The sequence below is a fragment of the Flavobacterium sp. LC2016-23 genome, from assembly GCF_009674775.1.
Taxonomy (GTDB): Bacteria; Bacteroidota; Bacteroidia; order Flavobacteriales; family Flavobacteriaceae; genus Flavobacterium.
The window spans coordinates 117,371-136,149 of sequence record NZ_WKKE01000007.1; the positions used below are offsets into that span (position 1 = coordinate 117,371).

19 protein-coding genes and 1 tRNA gene are annotated in these 18,779 nt (G+C 37.5%); 12 read left to right on the forward strand and 8 right to left on the reverse strand.

All coding sequences use genetic code 11. The features are described 5' to 3' along the window. Nucleotides 1-49: 49 nt before the first annotated feature. On the forward strand, nucleotides 50-1,186 hold the full coding sequence (locus tag GJU43_RS07725) for a 1-acyl-sn-glycerol-3-phosphate acyltransferase (protein WP_154340204.1): 1,137 nt from the start codon (nucleotides 50-52) through the stop codon (nucleotides 1,184-1,186). Beyond that, nucleotides 1,176-2,207 (forward strand): asparaginase, encoded by a 1,032-nt coding sequence (locus GJU43_RS07730; RefSeq protein ID WP_154340205.1) that lies wholly within the window; start codon nucleotides 1,176-1,178, stop codon nucleotides 2,205-2,207. Before GJU43_RS07725 ends, GJU43_RS07730 begins: the two co-directional genes overlap by 11 nt. A gap of 390 nt (nucleotides 2,208-2,597) precedes the next feature. Here the strand turns inward: GJU43_RS07730 and GJU43_RS07735 are convergent, their stop codons facing one another. Continuing rightward, nucleotides 2,598-3,833 carry an MFS transporter gene (locus tag GJU43_RS07735; protein WP_154340206.1) on the reverse strand — a complete coding sequence of 412 codons (1,236 nt, stop codon included), beginning with the start codon at nucleotides 3,831-3,833 and terminating at the stop codon, nucleotides 2,598-2,600. A 91-nt stretch (nucleotides 3,834-3,924) separates the two neighbouring features. On the opposite strand from GJU43_RS07735, the gene GJU43_RS07740 reads away from it, so the two are divergent. Both GJU43_RS07740 and GJU43_RS07745 read left to right on the forward strand, forming a co-directional pair. Then, a complete protein-coding gene (locus GJU43_RS07740; protein ID WP_154340207.1) occupies nucleotides 3,925-4,794 on the forward strand; it encodes a LysR substrate-binding domain-containing protein in 870 nt (289 codons plus the stop codon). Nucleotides 4,795-4,853: 59 nt separating this feature from the next. Continuing rightward, nucleotides 4,854-4,940: transfer RNA gene (locus GJU43_RS07745), tRNA-Ser, on the forward strand. A gap of 497 nt (nucleotides 4,941-5,437) precedes the next feature. On the opposite strand, the gene GJU43_RS07750 is transcribed toward GJU43_RS07745, so the two are convergent. Further along, a complete protein-coding gene (locus GJU43_RS07750; protein WP_154340208.1) occupies nucleotides 5,438-5,830 on the reverse strand; it encodes a helix-turn-helix domain-containing protein in 393 nt (130 codons plus the stop codon). 241 nt (nucleotides 5,831-6,071) lie between these two features. Here GJU43_RS07750 and GJU43_RS07755 point away from each other — a divergent pair, with 241 nt between their 5' ends. From GJU43_RS07755 to GJU43_RS07785, 7 genes are read left to right on the forward strand one after another with little or no spacing between them, the layout of a single operon-like run. Continuing rightward, nucleotides 6,072-6,434, forward strand: coding sequence for an S-adenosylmethionine decarboxylase family protein (locus GJU43_RS07755; protein ID WP_132032341.1), 363 nt, complete (start codon nucleotides 6,072-6,074; stop codon nucleotides 6,432-6,434). A gap of 6 nt (nucleotides 6,435-6,440) precedes the next feature. After that, nucleotides 6,441-7,670, forward strand: coding sequence for a DUF4178 domain-containing protein (locus tag GJU43_RS07760; RefSeq protein WP_154340209.1), 1,230 nt, complete (start codon nucleotides 6,441-6,443; stop codon nucleotides 7,668-7,670). A 5-nt stretch (nucleotides 7,671-7,675) separates the two neighbouring features. After that, nucleotides 7,676-7,855, forward strand: a complete 180-nt coding sequence (locus tag GJU43_RS07765) for a hypothetical protein (RefSeq protein ID WP_154340210.1) — start codon at nucleotides 7,676-7,678, stop codon at nucleotides 7,853-7,855. Between the two features lie 11 nt (nucleotides 7,856-7,866). Further along, the gene (locus tag GJU43_RS07770; protein WP_154340211.1) at nucleotides 7,867-8,082 is read left to right on the forward strand and encodes a DUF350 domain-containing protein; all 216 of its coding nucleotides are present in this window, start codon (nucleotides 7,867-7,869) and stop codon (nucleotides 8,080-8,082) included. Then, nucleotides 8,075-9,595, forward strand: a complete 1,521-nt coding sequence (locus tag GJU43_RS07775) for a polyamine aminopropyltransferase (protein ID WP_154340212.1) — start codon at nucleotides 8,075-8,077, stop codon at nucleotides 9,593-9,595. Before GJU43_RS07770 ends, GJU43_RS07775 begins: the two co-directional genes overlap by 8 nt. Next, nucleotides 9,570-11,198, forward strand: a complete 1,629-nt coding sequence (locus GJU43_RS07780) for an FAD-dependent oxidoreductase (protein WP_154340213.1) — start codon at nucleotides 9,570-9,572, stop codon at nucleotides 11,196-11,198. The genes GJU43_RS07775 and GJU43_RS07780 overlap by 26 nt, the downstream gene beginning before the upstream one ends. Next, nucleotides 11,176-12,198, forward strand: a complete 1,023-nt coding sequence (locus GJU43_RS07785; protein WP_154340214.1) for a hypothetical protein — start codon at nucleotides 11,176-11,178, stop codon at nucleotides 12,196-12,198. Before GJU43_RS07780 ends, GJU43_RS07785 begins: the two co-directional genes overlap by 23 nt. A 51-nt stretch (nucleotides 12,199-12,249) precedes the next feature. Here the strand turns inward: GJU43_RS07785 and GJU43_RS07790 are convergent, their stop codons facing one another. Next, nucleotides 12,250-13,617: an ATP-binding protein gene (locus GJU43_RS07790; protein WP_154340215.1), complete on the reverse strand. Its 1,368-nt coding sequence runs from the start codon at nucleotides 13,615-13,617 to the stop codon at nucleotides 12,250-12,252. A 237-nt stretch (nucleotides 13,618-13,854) separates the two neighbouring features. Here GJU43_RS07790 and GJU43_RS07795 point away from each other — a divergent pair, with 237 nt between their 5' ends. Next, nucleotides 13,855-14,190, forward strand: coding sequence for a hypothetical protein (locus GJU43_RS07795; protein WP_154340216.1), 336 nt, complete (start codon nucleotides 13,855-13,857; stop codon nucleotides 14,188-14,190). Nucleotides 14,191-14,273: 83 nt separating this feature from the next. On the opposite strand, the gene GJU43_RS07800 is transcribed toward GJU43_RS07795, so the two are convergent. The 5 genes from GJU43_RS07800 to GJU43_RS07820 all read right to left on the reverse strand — a co-directional run bounded on the left by GJU43_RS07800 (nucleotide 14,274) and on the right by GJU43_RS07820 (nucleotide 18,694). After that, a complete protein-coding gene (locus tag GJU43_RS07800; protein ID WP_154340217.1) occupies nucleotides 14,274-14,780 on the reverse strand; it encodes a GNAT family N-acetyltransferase in 507 nt (168 codons plus the stop codon). Nucleotides 14,781-14,856: 76 nt separating this feature from the next. Beyond that, a complete protein-coding gene (locus GJU43_RS07805; protein WP_154340218.1) occupies nucleotides 14,857-15,819 on the reverse strand; it encodes a nitrilase family protein in 963 nt (320 codons plus the stop codon). Nucleotides 15,820-15,888: 69 nt separating this feature from the next. Next, nucleotides 15,889-16,716, reverse strand: coding sequence for an AraC family transcriptional regulator (locus GJU43_RS07810; RefSeq protein ID WP_154340219.1), 828 nt, complete (start codon nucleotides 16,714-16,716; stop codon nucleotides 15,889-15,891). 379 nt (nucleotides 16,717-17,095) lie between these two features. After that, the gene (locus GJU43_RS07815; protein WP_154340220.1) at nucleotides 17,096-17,848 is read right to left on the reverse strand and encodes an SGNH/GDSL hydrolase family protein; all 753 of its coding nucleotides are present in this window, start codon (nucleotides 17,846-17,848) and stop codon (nucleotides 17,096-17,098) included. A gap of 63 nt (nucleotides 17,849-17,911) precedes the next feature. Next, the gene (locus GJU43_RS07820) at nucleotides 17,912-18,694 is read right to left on the reverse strand and encodes a DUF3050 domain-containing protein (RefSeq protein WP_154340221.1); all 783 of its coding nucleotides are present in this window, start codon (nucleotides 18,692-18,694) and stop codon (nucleotides 17,912-17,914) included. Between the last annotated feature and the right edge of the window lie 85 nt (nucleotides 18,695-18,779).

Below are 18,779 nucleotides of genomic sequence, written 5' to 3' on the forward strand. Positions count from 1 at the left end.
CAATACTTTAATTTTTTTTTTGTTCTTTTGCCCCCTAAAATAGATATTAATGCAGAGATTTGATGCCATTCGACCGTTTTATGATTCAGAAATAAATGAAGCACTTCATGATGTTGTCAATCATCCGATGATGAAAACCATGATGAACTTTACTTTTCCGGAAGTAGAAGATGAGGTTTGGAAAGAGCAGCTTAAAAAAACACATTCGATTCGTGATTTTCAATGCAACTTTATTTATAATACCATACAAAAAGTTCTTGAAAAAAGCTCAGAAGGCCTTACCACTTCAGGTTTTGATAAATTAGAAAAAAACACATCGTACTTATTTATTTCGAACCACAGAGATATTCTCTTGGATACCACTTTATTAAATGTTTGCCTTTTTGAACATGGTTTAGTCATGACCGCATCGGCTATCGGAGATAACCTGGTTAAAAAAGCATTTTTGAGCACATTGGCAAAACTGAACAGAAACTTTTTGGTTTTAAGAGGTTTAACGCCAAGAGAAATGCTGCAGAGTTCTAAATTATTATCCGAATACATGGGGCAATTATTGCTTCGTGAAAATCGTTCGGTTTGGATTGCCCAAAGAGAAGGCCGTACCAAAGACGGAAATGACGAAACGAATCCCGGAGTACTGAAAATGATCGGAATGGGTTCTGATGAAGCCAATCTGATGGACTATTTTAAGAAAATAAAAATTGTTCCCGTTTCTATTTCATACGAATACGATCCTACCGATGTGCTGAAAATGCCGCAATTAATGGCAGAAGCCAACAACGAAGTTTATATCAAGGATAAAAACGAAGATTTCATGACCATTTTAAGTGGTATTATGGGAACTAAAAAGAGAATACATATTTCTGTTGGCGATGTTTTAAACACGGAAATTGATCAGATTGTAGCCGAGAATGATAATGCCAACAAGCAAATTCAGGCATTGGCGCAGGTAATTGATGATTCTATTCTGAAAAATTACCAATTATGGCCGACTAATTTTATTGCTTACGATATTTTAAACCAAACAAATAAGTTTGCACATCTGTACAAAGAAAACGAAAAATCGCTTTTTGAACGCCGTTTAGAAATACGAATCGGAAGTGATAATCCTGTGACCAGACAAGGATTTTTATCTATGTATGCCAATCCGGTTGTCAATAAACTAAAATATCAGGATGTCATCTAAAGCTAAAATACTTTTAATTTATACCGGAGGAACCATCGGTATGAGTAAGGATTTTGAGACAGGAGCACTCAAAGCTTTCAACTTTAGTAAACTATTGCAAAAAATCCCGGAGTTAAAACAACTGGATTGTGAAATCGAAACGGTTTCATTTGAAAACCCAATCGATTCCTCGAATATGAATCCGGAGATGTGGGCCAAAATGGCCACGATTATCGAGGAGAATTATTTGGCTTTTGACGGTTTTGTAGTTTTGCATGGTTCCGATACCATGTCTTATTCGGCTTCAGCATTGAGTTTTATGCTGGAAAATTTAGCCAAACCCGTAATCTTTACCGGATCACAGCTGCCAATAGGGGATTTGCGTACCGATGCTAAAGAAAACCTGATCACCGCCATTCAGATTGCTTCATTACAGGAAAATGACAAACCCGTAATCCATGAAGTCTGTCTGTATTTTGAATATAAATTATACCGCGGCAACCGCACTTCTAAAGTAAACGCAGAACATTTCAGGGCTTTTACGGCACCCAATTATCCTGAATTGGTAGAATCAGGCGTACATCTTAAATTAAATTCCCATTTGTTCCTTCCCGTAAAAACCGATGCAAAATTATTGGTGCATAAGAATTTAGACAATCATGTGGCCATTGTAAAAATGTTTCCCGGAATGAGCGAAATTGTTTTGGGATCGATCCTGTCAACGCCAAACCTAAAAGGAATTGTTCTGGAAACCTACGGTTCCGGAAATGCCCCGACCGAAGAATGGTTTTTAAGCCTGATTCAGAAAGCAATCCAATCCGGCCTGCATATCGTAAATGTGACGCAGTGTTCCGGCGGAAGCGTCAATATGGGACAATATGAAACCAGTACGGCACTCAAAGAATTAGGGGTAATTTCAGGTAAAGACATCACAACGGAAGCGGCTATTACAAAACTAATGTACCTGTTAGGTCATGAAATAGAAGCAAAAAACTTCAAAACTATTTTTGAAACTTCTTTACGCGGGGAGATTTCATTATAAAAAAACAATATTTTAAATTCCAAATTCCAAAACGGATCACTCAAAGTTTGTCATTTCGACGTAAGGGAGACCCGAGCGAGAGAGCTTATAGACAAAGTAAATTACACAAGTAACTCCATTCCTAAAATGGCAATTGTTATAGAATTCCGAACGTGATTTTTTCCCATAGAGGTGATGTAAGCTCATTTAATTCGCATGGTTTGTCATTTCGACCGAAGGGAGAAATCACACTAGATGATCGACAAAGATTGGCGATTATAGGTACGGAGTTACTTGTGTGATTTACTTCGTCTATTCGCTGTCGCTCGGGTCTCCCTTCGGTCGAAATGACAAGATTGTGAACAATTGGAATTTGGAATTTATTCAGATCGCTACCAAAATTGGAATTTATCAATCCTTATAACGTACCGGACAAGTTTCTAAATCTTCTTCAACAGCTTTGTTGTTTTTGTAATACACGTAAACAATCACCGAAAGAATACAGATGATACCCTGAATTGCCACCGTAGTTCGCACACCAAGAGAGTGGGAGAGATACCCGATAATCAAACTTCCCACAGGAATCATTCCCTGATACGCCATCAGGTAATAACTAATACTTCTGGATCGCATATTGACGGCACTTTGTGTCTGAATATAAATGTTGATCGATGAGGTTTGTCCCATCATTCCGAGACCGCTCAGCGTCATGCAGATTAGTGCAATGGTCAGACTGTTTGAAATGGCGAGGATAATAATGCTGAAACCGAGCAATAAACTCGACGCAATCATTATTTTATTCATGTTTTTGGACGATTTCAGGTTGGCAAGATAAATCGCGGAGAGCACAGAACCAATCCCCGCGGCACTTTCGAACCAGCTAAAAGTCTGGGCATTTCCGCTAAAGATATCTTTGGCAAAAACAGGCATAAGCGTGTTGAAAGAAATGACAAATAAACTACTGCACATTAACATCAAGAGCATTCGGGCCATTTCGGTTTCTTTTTTGACGTAATCAAGGCCTTCTATCAGATCGTCCAGCATTTTAAGTTTATGCTCCGCTTTGATATGGGGTGTGATTTTCATCAGTAGCAATGAAATCAGAACCGGAATATAACTAATGAAATTTCCAATAAAGCAAATGTCTTCTCCATACTGGTGCAGAATAATTCCGGCCAGGGCTGGACCGGCAATTCGGGCGAAGTTGTTCAGCGTTGAATTAAGTGCTACGGCATTGGGTAAATCTTCTTTGTCATTGACGATATCAATCATCATGGTTTGTCGGCAGGTCATGTCAAACGCATTGATAATACCCTGAACAAGACTCAATGCCAGAATAAAGTTGATGTTGTATATTTTCAGGTAAATAAGCAAAGCCAGTGCACCCGCCTGAAGCATGGCCAGTGATTGTAAAATCATCATGGAGCGGTGTCTGTCGTAACGGCCGATAATACTTCCGGCCACAGGTGCTAAAAATAAGGAGGGAATCATGCTCAGAAAAGTAGCCAGTCCCAGTAAGAAAACAGATCCTGTGATGCTGTAGACCATCCAGCTGACCGCAGTTTTCTGCATCCAGGTCCCAATAACCGAAACCGACTGACCGTAAAAGAATAATTTGAAGTTTTTTGATTTTAACGCCTTAAACATAACCCTTGCTGTTTTTTTACAAAGTTCGGGATTATGATTTCATTAGAAAAATTAATAATTTTACTGATAATAAGTAGAAAAAATTATCAATATGGAAATCTATCAACTACAGTATTTTATTAAAACGGCTGAGGTACTTCATTTTACAAAAGCCGCCGAGCTGTGTTTTGTTACGCAATCCGGATTATCGCAACAGATCAAAAAACTCGAAGAAGAACTCGGAATGCCTTTGTTTATCCGGATCGGAAAAAAAGTACAGCTTACCGAAGCCGGATCTGTTTTCCTGATTCATGCCAAGCAGGTCATCGAAAAGGTACAAAACGGAAAGCAGGCCATCGACGATTTAAACGAAATGATTGGCGGCGAACTTCGGGTAGGCGTAACGTATATTTTCGGACTTTTGATTTTGCCGGTAATCAATTCCTTTGCAAAAAGGTATCAAAACCTCAAAATTGTAGTCGAGTATGGCACAACAGAAGCTCTGGAACAAAAACTAATGAACAACGAACTGGATTTGGTGCTGGTAATTTCGTCACACGAAATAGAGCTTACGATCCAGAAAGTGCCTTTGTTTACTTCGCACATGGTCATGGCGGTTTCAAAATCGCATCCTTTGGCAGTTCTGGATAAAATTGCCTTTAAGAAAATAGAAGAAATTCAGCTTATTTTACCCGGAAAAGGCTCCAATTCCAGGGAATTTGTAGAAGGGCTGTTTCTAAAACACAACATGAAACCCAAAATCGCCATAGAGTTAAATTCCATTCACGCTTTGCTGCAAATGGTTGAGAACAGTGACTGGGCGACGATAGTGGCAGAAAAAGCCTTAAAAGGCTGGGATAACCTCAAATCGATTCAGATTACGGGAGTTCCGACCAAAAGAGATTCGTTTATGCTGACGATTGGCGGTTACCAGAAAAAGGCCGTAAAACTGTTTATGGAAGAGTTTCGAAAAAGCATCTAAAGAATATTAGATTTTACTTTTGTAAGTCATTTTTTTTTGTGTTATTTGCAAACCGAAATAGAGAGGTGTCCGAGTGGTTGAAGGAGCTAGCCTGGAAAGCTAGTATATGGGTAACTGTATCGAGGGTTCGAATCCCTTCCTCTCTGCAAAATTAGAAACCCTTGTGAAGTTTAATTCACAAGGGTTTTTTTATGGAATAATCTTTTTTATTAAAATAATAACAAAGTTGGTGTTGTACAGTTTGTCATTTCGACGAAGGAGAAATCACACCAGAAACTCCTTACTGAAAGTCGCCAATCTTTGTCGAATTACGAATGTGATTTCTCCTTCGTCGAAATGACAATATTGCGGATATAAAATTAATTGGACCACCAATTTAACAACTAATAAAATCAACATCAAACCACCAAAATCCCTGACAATATGGCAAAAAAAGACCAAATCTACCCAAAATCTACAATAAAGTTCACGTATAGGAGTGACGGAGCGGTGACGGAGGAGTGACGGTAACGTGACGGAGAAATGACGTATGAAAAATACAATGTCAAACTGTCAGAATTAAGAAGGAAGTCCATGTTTTTTAAACAAAAAAGAGACCGATCAGGGTCTCTTTACATAGTATTATTTGTGTTTTAAAAAAGGGTTATTTCCCTTTCGCAATTTCTCTGAATATTTCGTTTTTTTCTTTTTCGGCTTGTACCAAACGTTCGTAAAGTTCGACTACTTTATCTAAAGGATTGAAGGTGCAATTATTAAGGTGATTGCCCATATTGAAAGTTCCCTGATCATAATTATTATTAAAATAATTGATTACGGCTTCATCTGAAAAATTCTTTATCGCTTCTACAGTTACGCCAAGGGCTTTTGCCACTTCTTTAAGTTTTTCTTCGTCAATCGTCTCGCTGTTCTCGATAATCGAAACGGCCTGTTGGTTGGTACCTAAAGCTTGTGCCAGTGCTTCCTGCTTCATGTCTTTAAGTTCACGAATTCGGCTGATTTTTCGGCCTATGTGATTTGGTTTTGTTGCTGTGCTCATGATTCAAAGATATTAAAATTCTTTAAGATATATATTTTAGTAAAAACAGGTTTATTTTGTAAGATATGCTTTTCAATTTTATGCAAAAGTACTGTTTTTTACAGAAATACAGCGCCTCAAAAACATTAAAATTGTATTTGAAAACAGTAGAGCGATGACGCTTTTTAAATCTTATTTTTATGTTAAAATTATTAAATAAATTATTCTATATTTGGATCCTTTTGTTACCTAAATAACTGTAATGGATTTACCCCCTTATTCGCCGGGACTGCACAAACTGGTTACTTTACATGTCGATAAACCTCAGAAACTAACCGATAGTCAGGGCTTTGTTGATGCTACCAATCTAATTTTAGAGCGCTATTTTCTGGAGAAAGTAGGTGTGGTGGTGCATAATTTTGAAAACAACAGTTTTACCATTTCATTCTGTTTAAAAGAATCCCATATCTGCATTCATACCTGGCCGGAATACAGCCAGCTGACGCTTGATGTTTATTTGTGCAATTACCTGCAGGACAATTCGCAAAAGGTAAAAGAGGTTATGGCCGATTATGTGGCTTATTTTGAGGGGACTATTATAAAAGATTTTGAAATTAATCGTTAAGCAGATATGAAAGTTCCTTGTTACGATTGTAATACTGTTACCGAATTAGAGGTTGGTTTTAAGGTAGTTAACTTTGTCTGCCCGAGTTGTCATAGTTTGTACGTGACACACGAAGACGGTGAGCTTAGACGAAAATCTAAGTTTAAATCTGATATAGACAATTTTGCTTTTACTATTGGGAATAAAGGATTCCTGAAAGGAGAGGAGTATACCGTTACGGGTATGATCGTCAAAAAAGTATATCCGGATTATTTCTGGAAAGAATATATTCTGGTCAATAAAAAGAATGAATTTGTATACCTTTCCGAAAGCAACGGACACTGGATTTTTCTGACAGAAATAGAAGAAGAGTATGATGTAAGGGAACATCCGCATGCAGTAGAGTATGACGGGAGTCAATTTAAGCTCTACGAATACACGGATGTTGCGATAGAAACGGCAGAAGGTTTTTTCGATTTTGAATTGCCCAATACCTGGATTCATATGGTGGAGTATATTCAGCCTCCATCAATGATTTCTATTGAAAAGATGAATAAGGTGCAGACCACTTATCTGGGCGAATACATCAGTAAGAGAGAAATTAAAAAAGCGTTTCCGAATAGTATTTTAAGACTTAAGACGGGTGTAAGTGTGGTGCAGCCTTTTTATTTTGACGTTACGAATACGGCCATTGTGTTTTGTTTTTTCGCTTTGTTAATCATCTGTTCGAACTGGTATATTTATAAAGATCAGACCGAACAAAATGTATTTTATAAGGAGATAGCCTTTGACAGTAACAATAACAAAGAAATAATAAGCGCCCCCTTTGAGCTAAAAGGAGGTTCGGCACCCTTAAGCATATGGGTTTCAACAGAAGTCGATAACTCCTGGGCCAACGTTGATGTGGCTTTGGTGGATGAGAAAACGAGTGATGAAATTCACGCCAACAAAGATATCGAGTATTATTCGGGCTATGAAGGCGGCGAAAGCTGGACAGAGGGCGGCCAGACCCAGGAGTTTAATATCTGCGGTATAAAAGAAGGCAAATACCACCTTTTGATTACGTCACAAAAAGCACCCGAAGACAGTCGTAATAACGTCATGAAAGTTAAAGTGGTCTGGAATCAGCCCTCGAGCCGAAATGTCTGGCTGGTTATTATTTTTATGATTGTTGTTCTTGTCATCATCAGTTTTGCCAGTTTAAGTTTTGAGAAAAGAAGATGGGAAGACAGTCATTACTCTCCCTATAGCGAATAAACAGTATGAAAAATATAATTGATTTTATCAAAAATAATATAGCAGCAACCTTAATCGGACTGTTTTGCTTTGGGGTCTATTTGTATTTTGCCTATTCGGGAAACCGGATCTGCGATTGCGAATCGACAGAAAGTTATACTACCGCAGGAAACAGAAGTTCAGTAAACCGTTTTTATCATAAATAAATCTTTAAACTATGGATTTAATACATTACCAACCCGTTATCAATTCGATTCTTTTTTCATTTCTGGGAATCATAATTTTATTAGCCGCCTATTTTGTAATTGAGAAAATTACTCCGGAAAATACCTGGAAAGAAGTAGTAGAGAAAAACAATGTTGCCGTTGCTATTGTCCTGGCAGCTTTTATCATTGGGATCTCGATGATTATTAGTGCCGCAATTCATGGGTAAAAAGTTTATCAGGTTTGAATTTTTATTGCTTTTTGCCGTTTTTATAATTGCGACCTGCGGGCTTGTTTACGAGCTCGTTGCCGGAACGCTCGCCAGTTATTTATTAGGGGATTCTGTAAAACAATTTTCATTTATCATTGGCGTCTACCTGTTTTCGATGGGTATTGGCTCTTTCTTTTCTAAGTTTTTCCATAAAAACCTGCTGAATACTTTCGTCGAAATCGAGATATTGGTAGGGTTAATCGGGGGCTTAAGTTCCGTAGTATTGTTTTTATTGTTTGAAAGCGTAGGGTCTTTTCAGTTCATCTTGTATTTGCTTGTTTTTGTAACCGGCTTTTTAGTGGGTTTGGAAATTCCGTTACTGATGAACATCCTGAAAGACAAAGTCGAGTTTAAGGATTTGGTTTCGAATGTTTTTACTTTCGATTATATTGGTGCCTTATTGGCGTCGATACTTTTTCCGTTGCTACTGGTTCCGAAACTTGGAATCATGGGCACTTCACTATTCTTTGGTATGATCAATGTCAGCATTGCCATTGTATTGTGCTTTCTTTTGAAATCAGAATTAAAGAATAGTTACTTCCTGAAAGTAAAAGCAATTCTTTCGTTCCTGTTGTTATTGACCGTTTTTATATTTTCAGAAAATATTTTATCATATTCCGAAGGGAAATTATACGGGGAAAATATTATTTACACACACTCAACTCCCTATCAGAGAATCGTTTTAACGCATAATAAGAGCGATTACAGGCTCTATCTCAACAACAACCTACAGTTTAGTTCTGCAGACGAATATCGTTACCACGAAGCCCTGGTTCATCCTGTAATGTCAATTGCAAAAAAGGTCAGTCATGTTTTGGTTCTGGGCGGCGGCGATGGTCTGGCCGTGCGTGAAATTTTGAAATACAAAGACGTAAAAACGATTACCTTAGTCGATCTGGATCAGGGAATGACGAAATTGTTTAAGACCAATAAAGTACTGACCGGCCTGAACAGTAATTCACTAAACAATCCAAAAGTTACCGTAATCAACACCGATGCTTACATTTGGGCCAAAAGCTGTAAAGTAAAATTTGACGTGGCGATTATTGATTTCCCGGATCCTTCCAATTACAGCCTGGGGAAATTATATTCCCTAAATTTTTACCAGACCGTTCAAAGCATCCTGCAGCCAGATGCAGCAGTAGTGATCCAGACGACATCGCCTTATTTTGCACCAAAATCATTTTGGTGTATCAATAAAACGGTAATGGCTGTTTTTCCTCAGGCAGATGCGTATCATGCTTATGTCCCTTCTTTTGGGGAATGGGGATTTACGATTGCGATTAATGGTTTTAACACCACCTTTAATACCGTAAACAGACAAGCGTCAGGATTGAAGTTTTATAATTATCAGTTTGACCGGTATAATTATTTTACTAAAGATATGATTTCAAATGAAATTGAAATCAATCGTTTAGATAACCAAATTTTAGTGCGCTATTTTGATGAAGAATGGGGAAAATTACAATAGTTCCAGACGAAGTTTTGTAAAAGGAATTGCGGCTTCGCTGCTTCTGGTTCCGTTTTTGCAGTTTTGTACCGACAAGATAGCCGTTTTAATGATTCGTTTGTCGGGAACAAAGCATCTTTTGGGACATCGATTATGGATTAAGGATTTTCCGGAACCAACGTCTCAGATACAGACTTCTTATCTTATTGTCGGAGGTGGTATATCGGGTCTGAGTGCGGCGCGTCAGCTCACGAAAAGAGGCATTTCTGATTTTATTCTGGTGGAACTGGAGGATCATCTGGGAGGAAATTCCTCCAATGGAGAAAACCAGTATTCCAAATATCCACTAGGTGCGCATTACCTGCCTTTGCCTAATTTTCAGGACAAAGAATTATTGCATTTTCTGGAAGAAGAAAAGATTATCATCGGGTATGATTCCAAAGGGCTTCCTCTTTTTGATGAACTCCAGCTTACTTTTGCTCCCGATGAACGATTGTTTTACAAAAACAGCTGGCAGGAAGGTGTTGTTCCCAAAGAAGGAAATACGGCTGCCGAAGATGCAGAACTGAAAACCTTTTTCAGACAAATGGATTTTTTCAGAAGTGCAAAAGGACAGGACGGGAAGTACTTATTTGATATTCCGCTTCGTCTCTCTTCTGCTGATGCCGCTACCAGGGCTTTAGATGAAATAACAATGAAAGAATGGTTTGAACAAAATAATTTCAAATCAGCACCTTTATTTAATTATATCGATTACTGCTGCAAGGACGATTTCGGATTGGGAATTGAATACGTTTCGGCCTGGGCCGGAATTCATTATTTTGCCGGAAGAAAACAGGATGCATCGTCTGATAAAAAGGACAGTGTTTTAACCTGGCCCGAAGGGAATGCACGACTGGCTGCGCACCTGAAGAAATATACTAAGGACAAAGCGTTAAAAAACCACCTGGTCTATGAGCTTAAAATCGAAAAGAATAAAGCTGTTGCCAAAACTTTCGATAATCATAAAAAAACGTCCGTAACCATTATTGCCGACAAAGTAATCATGGCGACACCTCAATTTGTCAATCAATATATTATGAAAGACAGAAAAGAGTTCACCAAAGAATTTCATTATACTCCCTGGCTTTTGGCTACGCTGGTTGTGTCTGACCTTGCCGATAATTTTAGTTTCCCGTTGTCCTGGGATAATATTATTTACGGATCAAAAGGATTGGGCTATGTATACGATCAGCATCAGTCTGTAAGTCAGTTACAAACCAAAAAAGTAATTACGTATTATTATAGTTTTTCAGGCCCGGACCTTAAAAAGACGAGAAAGGAAATTTATAAAAAGAAAACAGAATATTGGAAACAGCTGGTTTTTGACGATCTGAAAATGGCACATCCGGATATTGAAAGTGTTACCGAAGAAATGAACGTTTTTGTATTAGGACACGGAATGATTAGTCCGGTGCCGGGTTTTATCTTTGGGGAAGCAAAAAAACAAGCCTCAAAAAACATTGATAAACGGATCTATTTTGCCCATACCGATCTGTCCGGTATTTCTATTTTTGAAGAAGCTTTTCATCACGGAATTAATATTGTAAATCAGATTTTAGATGACACAACCCTGGATTCATAAATCAAAAACCGATTTCTTTTTCATAATCGGACCTTCTTTTTTCGTGCTGGCCTTTATTTTTCTGTTTCAGGATTTTATTACCGGAATCGAGGAGCGGTATTCCTTTTACACCTGGCTCTTTTTAATCGTTTTTATAGATGTGGCGCATGTTTATGCAACGTTGTTTAAAACCTATTTTGTAAAAAAAGAATTTGAAAAGAGGAAAAAACTGCTGACCATTGTACCCGTAATCTGCTTCGCTGTGGGCTTTGTTCTCTTTGCTTTTGGCAGTATGGTGTTCTGGTCTTTTCTGGCGTATGTTGCGGTTTATCATTTTATCAGACAGCAATATGGTTTCATGCGCTTGTATGCAAGGAATGAAAACAAAACAAAAGAATCTGTTTTTCTGGATAATCTTACGATTTATGCCGCAACCGGATACCCTATGTTGTATTGGTTTCTATCCTCACCAAGAAAGTTTAACTGGTTCGTAGAAAATGAATTTTTTCGTTTTCATAACGAAACGATTTTAGCAATTCTATTCTGGATTTACATCGCTATTTTAATCAGTTATTTGATTTACGCGTTGTATACCAGTATAAAAAACAGCTTCTTTAATATTCCGAAAAACAGCATTATTTTAGGGACGGCATTGTCCTGGTATTTCGGCATAGTTTATTTTAATGACGATCTGATTTTTACCTTGTTAAATGTAATTTCACACGGAATTCCCTATATGGCGCTGGTGTATTTTAGGGAAATTGATAGCAAAACTGATTCAGAATTGGGGGTGTTATGTTATTTAAAGCGGTACAAAGGCATTTTTATCTATGCAGCAATTTTACTGTGTATTGCTTTTGCGGAAGAATTTTTGTGGGAAGTTTTGGTGTGGAATGAAAATATTTCTGTTGCAGCACTAAACCTTTCCGGCTGGGAATTTCTGGCTGTTCCATTATTAAGTGTTCCGCAATTTACGCACTACCTTCTCGACGGATTTATATGGAAATCTGACAAGGGTTAATACGGAATTTCTTTCGCTCAAAAACCCGAAATAGCTCTTAAATCGTTTCGTCTATTCGCCTAATATCGGGATATAGAGATCAAATGTTGCGCCTTTATTGATCTCGCTTTTGGTTGTTATCTTTCCATTGTGATTTTCGATAATTTTTTTTACGATAGCGAGACCAATTCCTGTTCCTTCATACTCCGAATTAGTATGCAGACACTGAAAAAGTTCGAAAATACGGTCTTTAAATTGCGGGTCGAATCCAATACCGTTATCACTGATGCTAATATGGGCATAATCATTCTTGGATTGATTTTTCGCTTTTGATCTTGCAAACGGAATATGGTTTTGAATAACGATATGGGGAGGAAAACCGGGTCTCGAAAATTTAAGGGAATTACAAATAAGGTTCTTTAAAAGCTGTTTGAATTGAAGTGGAATAACAGTTGCATTGCCCAGATCAGAAACTTCGATAATAGCTTTTTTTTCTGCAATATCATCTTCAAGATCTTCCAGTGCTTTTTGTACGACGCTGTTTAAATTTGTATCTACAAACTTTTTGTCGGTCGAATTGGTTCGGGAATACGTAAGCAGATCATTTAAAAGTGTTTGCAGGCGGGCAGCTGCAAATTCAGTACGTTTAAAATAATACTGTCCTTTTGGAGATAAATTCTGGTGTTCGTCAGTAAGAATGCGATTGGAAAAAACCTGAATTTTTCGGAGGGGCTCTTGCAAATGATGACTTGAAATATAGGTAAAAGAGTCAAGTTCTTTGTTCGCAATCAGTAATGCTGCTGCATGTTTTTCATTTTCTTTGTTCTGAAAAGCCAGTTCGGTATTGGCAAGTAAGAGTTCGGCAGCGCGTTGCTCTTTTTCTTTGTTTTGAAAAGTAAGTTCGATATTGGCAATTAGAAGTTCAGCAGCACGTTTTTCTTTTTCTTTGTTCTGAAAGGCCAGTTCTTTATTGGCGTCAATGAGTTCAGCGGCAAGCTTTTCTTTCTCTTTGTTTTGAAAAGCCAGTTCTTTATTGGCAATGATTAATTCTGAAGCACGTTTTTCCTTTTCTTCGTTTTGATAGGTAAGTTCAATATTGGCAATCAGTAATTCGGCAGCACGCTTTTCTTTTTCTTTGTTTTGAAAAGCCAGTTCCCGGTTGGCGATAACCAGTTCGGCGGCACGCTTCTCTTTTTCTTTGTTCTGAAAGGCCAGCTCTTCATTGGCAATAACAAGCTCTGCAGCGCGTTTTTCTTTTTCTTTATTCTGGAAAGCCAGTTCTGTATTGGCAATAGCCAATTCGGCGGCACGTTTGCCGCGATCTTCTATTTGCTGTGCCAGTTTTTTATTGGCCAGAATTAATTCTGCCGGATGGTTGATCTTGTCTTCTGATAAAGGCTCAAGGTCTGTAAAAGCGGCATTAGGTTTTGTTGGGTTCATAGTTTTATCCTGCAATTTCCAAAGATAATATAACTAAGTTTAATCTGTTGATTTTTAGAATAATATGTGTCATTATTGTTGGTTTTGATTGGAAAAAATCCAATTTTAAAAAAGAAATTTTACGTATAAGCTTACTAGCGTGTGTTTTATGAAAAAAATAAAAGCAAAATTCTTTGTAAAAAGTTTTTAATTATAATTGAACGATCTAATATTGTCTTTAAATTAAAACAAGAAAATATGTATCAATATTATTTTCGTCCGGGCTACCATTTAGAAGAACTTTTGATTGATGTTTTTGACGGAGCCGAAAAGGAAACCTTTTTTCCGGATTTTATGCATGCAATCAGAGAGATACAACCAAAGCTGATCGATATTCTGGATTTATGGATGAATGATGAGGTGCTGATGACGATAGATTCCGAAGCAGGAAAATTTACAGTTTCAAAAGATATCTGGGGCTTTGCTTTTATTATGGCCGATAACAATCAGGAAGGATTGCATCGGATCAATCTGATTTTAGAGCAGGCGCAACATTTTGAAAAAGTCGATGTTGATTTTGAAAATTATAAATGAAACAGGATTTTCTGAGGCTTAAAAAAAACAAAACCCTTGTGGAGTTTTCCATAAGAGTTTTGCTTTTTGTCTGAAGTAGTTTTTTAAAGCTTAATCTCAAACAAACTAAAAGAACCTTCTTTGTAATGTTCCGGCAGTTCGCTTGTCCATTCTATAGTACTGATTCCTTTGTAATCGAAACCGCAGCTTGTGTAGTAGTTGTTTATTCTCTCGTTGCCGCTATGGGTATCAAGCCGGATATAGTCTTTACCGTTTTCTTTGGCATATTGCTTAGCCCATTCGATGATTTTCTTTACATAAGAGCGCCCTCTGAATTTTGGATTCGTAGCAATGCGGTGAAGGTATACAGCAGGATCGGCAGCGGCTTCTTTCCAGATAATCCAATCGTTGAAAGTAAGCACAAACGTACAGGCAATTTCGTCTTCTTCCTTAATTATAAAATGGCGGTTCTCTTCAATTTCTTTTTCTATTAGTGATTTTTCGAAGCCTCTCCAGCTTTTTATGTTGACCGTTTTTTGGTAGGATGTAGCTTCATTATAAATATCAAAAACGGCATCGATATCTTCCTTTGTAGTTTTAAGAAATTTCATTATTTTATTTATTCTCTAAATTAACGGATATCAAAGATAGATTTTTGACAGCTGAAAGGCTTTAAGATTTTTGGTTTTAACTCTTTTTTTCTTCACTGGTAAGCCATGCGACATTTTGTTCGGCTATATGATCCTGACCAATAATATCTTTGTATAAATTGGGTCTTCGGGCTTTTATGTAGCGATTTCCTCCGGCCTGAAGGCATTTTTCAGGAGTAATTATTGCTGTTGCAAAAGAGTCGTCAAAAGAGCGGCATTCGGTAATGATATCGCCAAAAGGATCAATAATCATAGCACAGCCATTTTTCAACTGGTCGTCATCCATACCTATGGGGTTTGAAAAGACCGCATAGATGGCATTGTCATACGCTCTTGCCGGCAGCCATTTCAGCAGCCAGTCACGGCCTTTCATTCCGTCAAATTCTATTCGTAAAGAAGTCGGGTCTGTTTCCCGGTTTTTCCAAAGTTCAGGAGCCACAAAGCCGGCGCCCGGGCGGGTAGAAGGGGTACACATGGTCACGTGTGGCATAAAGATAATCTGAGCTCCTAAAAGAGCGGTGGCGCGTACATTTTCGATAATGTTATTGTCATAACAAATCAGAATACCACATTTCCAGCCGTCGATTTCAAAAATGCAATAGGAATCTCCGGGCGTAAGATGCGGATTTATAAACGGATGCAGCTTTCGATATTTCGCCACTAAACCATTTTTGTCAACACAAACGTAAGCCTTGAACAAATTGTTGTTTTCATCTTTTTCAAAAAGACCTGCCAATATAACGATGTTATTCTTTTTGGCTATTGCTGTCAGCTTTAAAAGGCTATTACCCTCCGGAATAATTTCTGCTACCTCAAGCAGCTGTTCTTTAGATAAATGCCGGGCAAAAGTATAGCCTGTTACCGAACATTCGTGAAACGCAATTACATCACAGCCTTCACGGGATGCTTTCTCTGAAAGTTTTTCAATTACAGACAAATTGTACTCCTTGTCGCCACTCCTGTTTTCAAACTGGGCAGTAGCTATTTTTAGATTTTTCATTTGGTAAACGATTAAGAATACACCAAAAATAGTATTAGAGGTACTTTAGAAATTGTATAAAACCGACATTTAAAGGCTGTTTTTCGGAGAGGTCTGGATGAAGTTGTTGGTTAGTTTTTCGGTATCAAACAGATACTCACGAGGCGTGATTCCTGTGTGTTTTTTAAATTCCCGTATTAAATGAGACTGATCAGAAAAGCCTGCTTCATACGAAAGAGAGGCGAGAGCAGTATTCGCATTTCTGTTTTTAAGAAGTGCTAAAAAATGCTGCAGCTTTATGATAGTGGCAAATTTCTTAGGATTTAACCCGACGCCTTCCGTAAATTTTCTTTCGATATGTCTTTCCGTATAACCGGTATAACCAACTAATTGGCTTAAAGAAACCTGGCCTTTATTTTTGAGGATAAAATCTAAAGAGGCATTCGTGATCAATGGGTTGGTTCGTGGCTTTTTTGCCTCAATCCTTCTGAAAAATTGATTTAACAGCTGTAATCGCCCCTGAATTGTTACTTGTCCGGCTAATTTTTCTTCAAGTTCTACACCTGTCCGGCCAAATACAGACTCGATGGTAATTATGGCATCCCGAAACGCACTGCCGGAAATTCCCAACAGCTGGTTGATGCCGTTGGGTTGAAAAACGACAATAACAATCAGCATTTCGTTGTCTGAATAGATATTTTTAAAACCGTTTGGCTGTCCGTATAAAAAAGAGCCGGGCAGGTAATTTTGTGTTTCGTAATTGTTTAATCCGGAGATTAGTTTGCTTTTGGGTGAAAATACAATTCCGGTATTGCCATCAGAAAAAAAGCGGAGTTGCCGGGCATTATTATCTTTGTTTTCTAAAAAAAGATAATGTTTTATATAAGCTGATAATTCCTTCGGAGGCAAAACTTGCATAGTCTGTATGGTATTACCCTATGTTGTTAGCAGCACGGGAAAGTAAAATTAAATATATTTTTTGATATTTCTTTTTAATCTTCATTTTGATGATCAGGGTTGTTAGGCCATGGCTTCTTTATAAAAACTACTATTTTTTTATAAAGCTTAATAGTTGTCTTATTTTGATAGTTTTATGACTTTTACGGACTGTTTGCTCTTTTATATCACTTTACTTTTGCGGTATAAATCAACAAATATGGAAGATCTGAATAAAATGGAAATCATTCGCGACAATCGCGTTTCAAGATTGTTGTGGTTTGTTCTGGGAGCTATTTCCTCCTTTTTGATAAGTTTAATGTTCTAAACAGCTTATGAAAAATACTAACAGTGCAAAATATTAATTTTGAAGGGCTATTTTTACTTTGGGTAATATTCTATCCGTGAATAACTTATAGGCACTTTCTGACGGATGCAGGCCATCCCCGGCTACCAGATCGGGATTAGTGAGTCCCTGACGTGTAATGTCGGTTATCGAAACAAAAACAACATTGTTGCTGGTGCAGTAGTTCTCGGCAAACTGGTTGTATTTGTTTATTTCTGCGGTTATTTTTTCACCCTGTCCTGCCATCTGGATTTTACCAAACGGAGTGTAGGCATAATCAGGAATAGAAAGTACAATCACATTTTTTTTGTCGCCTTTGGCTAAGGCAATAGCTTTGGTGACCAATTCCGGAAATTCCTTTTCATAGAGTGAAAAACTTCTGCCCTGGTATTGATTGTTTACGCCTATTAGTAAAGTGACCAGATCGTAGTTCGATTTGGGATTTTGTGCTTTTATTTCAGAAATTAAATTAGAAGTGGTCCAGCCGGTAGCAGCAATTACGTTTAATGAAATACTGCTTTGAGGATAGATGGCTTTCAGGCTTGCTTTGAGCTGTTCGGGATATCTGCAGGTTTCACACACACTCTGGCCAATGGTATAACTGTCTCCTAAAGCGAGATAATTAATGGAATTGATAACAGGAGTGACAGGTGTTGTTGTAGGAGGTACAAGGATAAAGTCGGTTTGTGAAGACATTTCATCTGAACTGCAACTTATAAGGAAAATAGAAAAGAAAACGATAACTATTTGTTTGAACTCTGTTGTCATAATTCGTTTAAATTAAGTTGTATGTGTTAAACAAATAGTTACGTTAAACAGGCTGTTTTGGTTTTAGACCATTTCTGCTTTCATCAGGATTTCTTCTTCAATGGCATTCCAAAGACCGATTCTTTTTTCTAATGCCAAAATTGAAATGTCTTCAACATCTTTCCATTTTTGGGCATCGTCTTCGCAAAGATCAGTAATCATTTGCATGGCCATTGGTCCGTGCTCGTCTGCATCTAGTTCGATATGTCTTTCGAAATAATAAAGCAATTTGCTTAAATCGGTTTCAGGCAGGTTTTTCTGGAAGTTTTTCAGGATTTCGGTAAACATGCTCGGAATCAGGTCTTCTCTTCCAAAAGTAAAGGCAGCCGCAATTTCGTGTGGTTTTCCCTGTTCGATAACTCTGAAGGTAAAATCTAAAAAGGACTTTACATCAGGGTGAAGTGTACTTTGTTTGATCGCAACAAAAATATTATGAAGCGAATTTACTTCAGATAAAAAATTAGTGATTCCGGTGGTATCTGCCCCGCAATCTTCCATTGCTTCAAGATACATTTCGTAATGACTTTGTCTTCTTCCGTCAATAGTTAAATCTGTTTCTTCGGCCAGGACAATTTCGTTGATTAAATATCTTGTTTCAGGATTTTTTGTCGCAAACCATGGTGTAGTTGTACAGGTAAGTTTAGCTTGTAACGCCTTTAATAATGACATAAAATCCCAAACAGCAAAAACATGGTTTTCTAAAAAACTATGCAAATCATCTATACTTTGTATTTTATTATAAAGAGAATGTTGTAAAAGCTGATCTTTTTGAGGTTGAATGCTATTATTTATACTTTCAATATTCATTTTTGTAGATTTTGAGGCAAAGATAAAAAGCTTCCCCGTAAGAAGAAGCTTTTTTATATTGATTTTGTATATATTTTAATAGTTA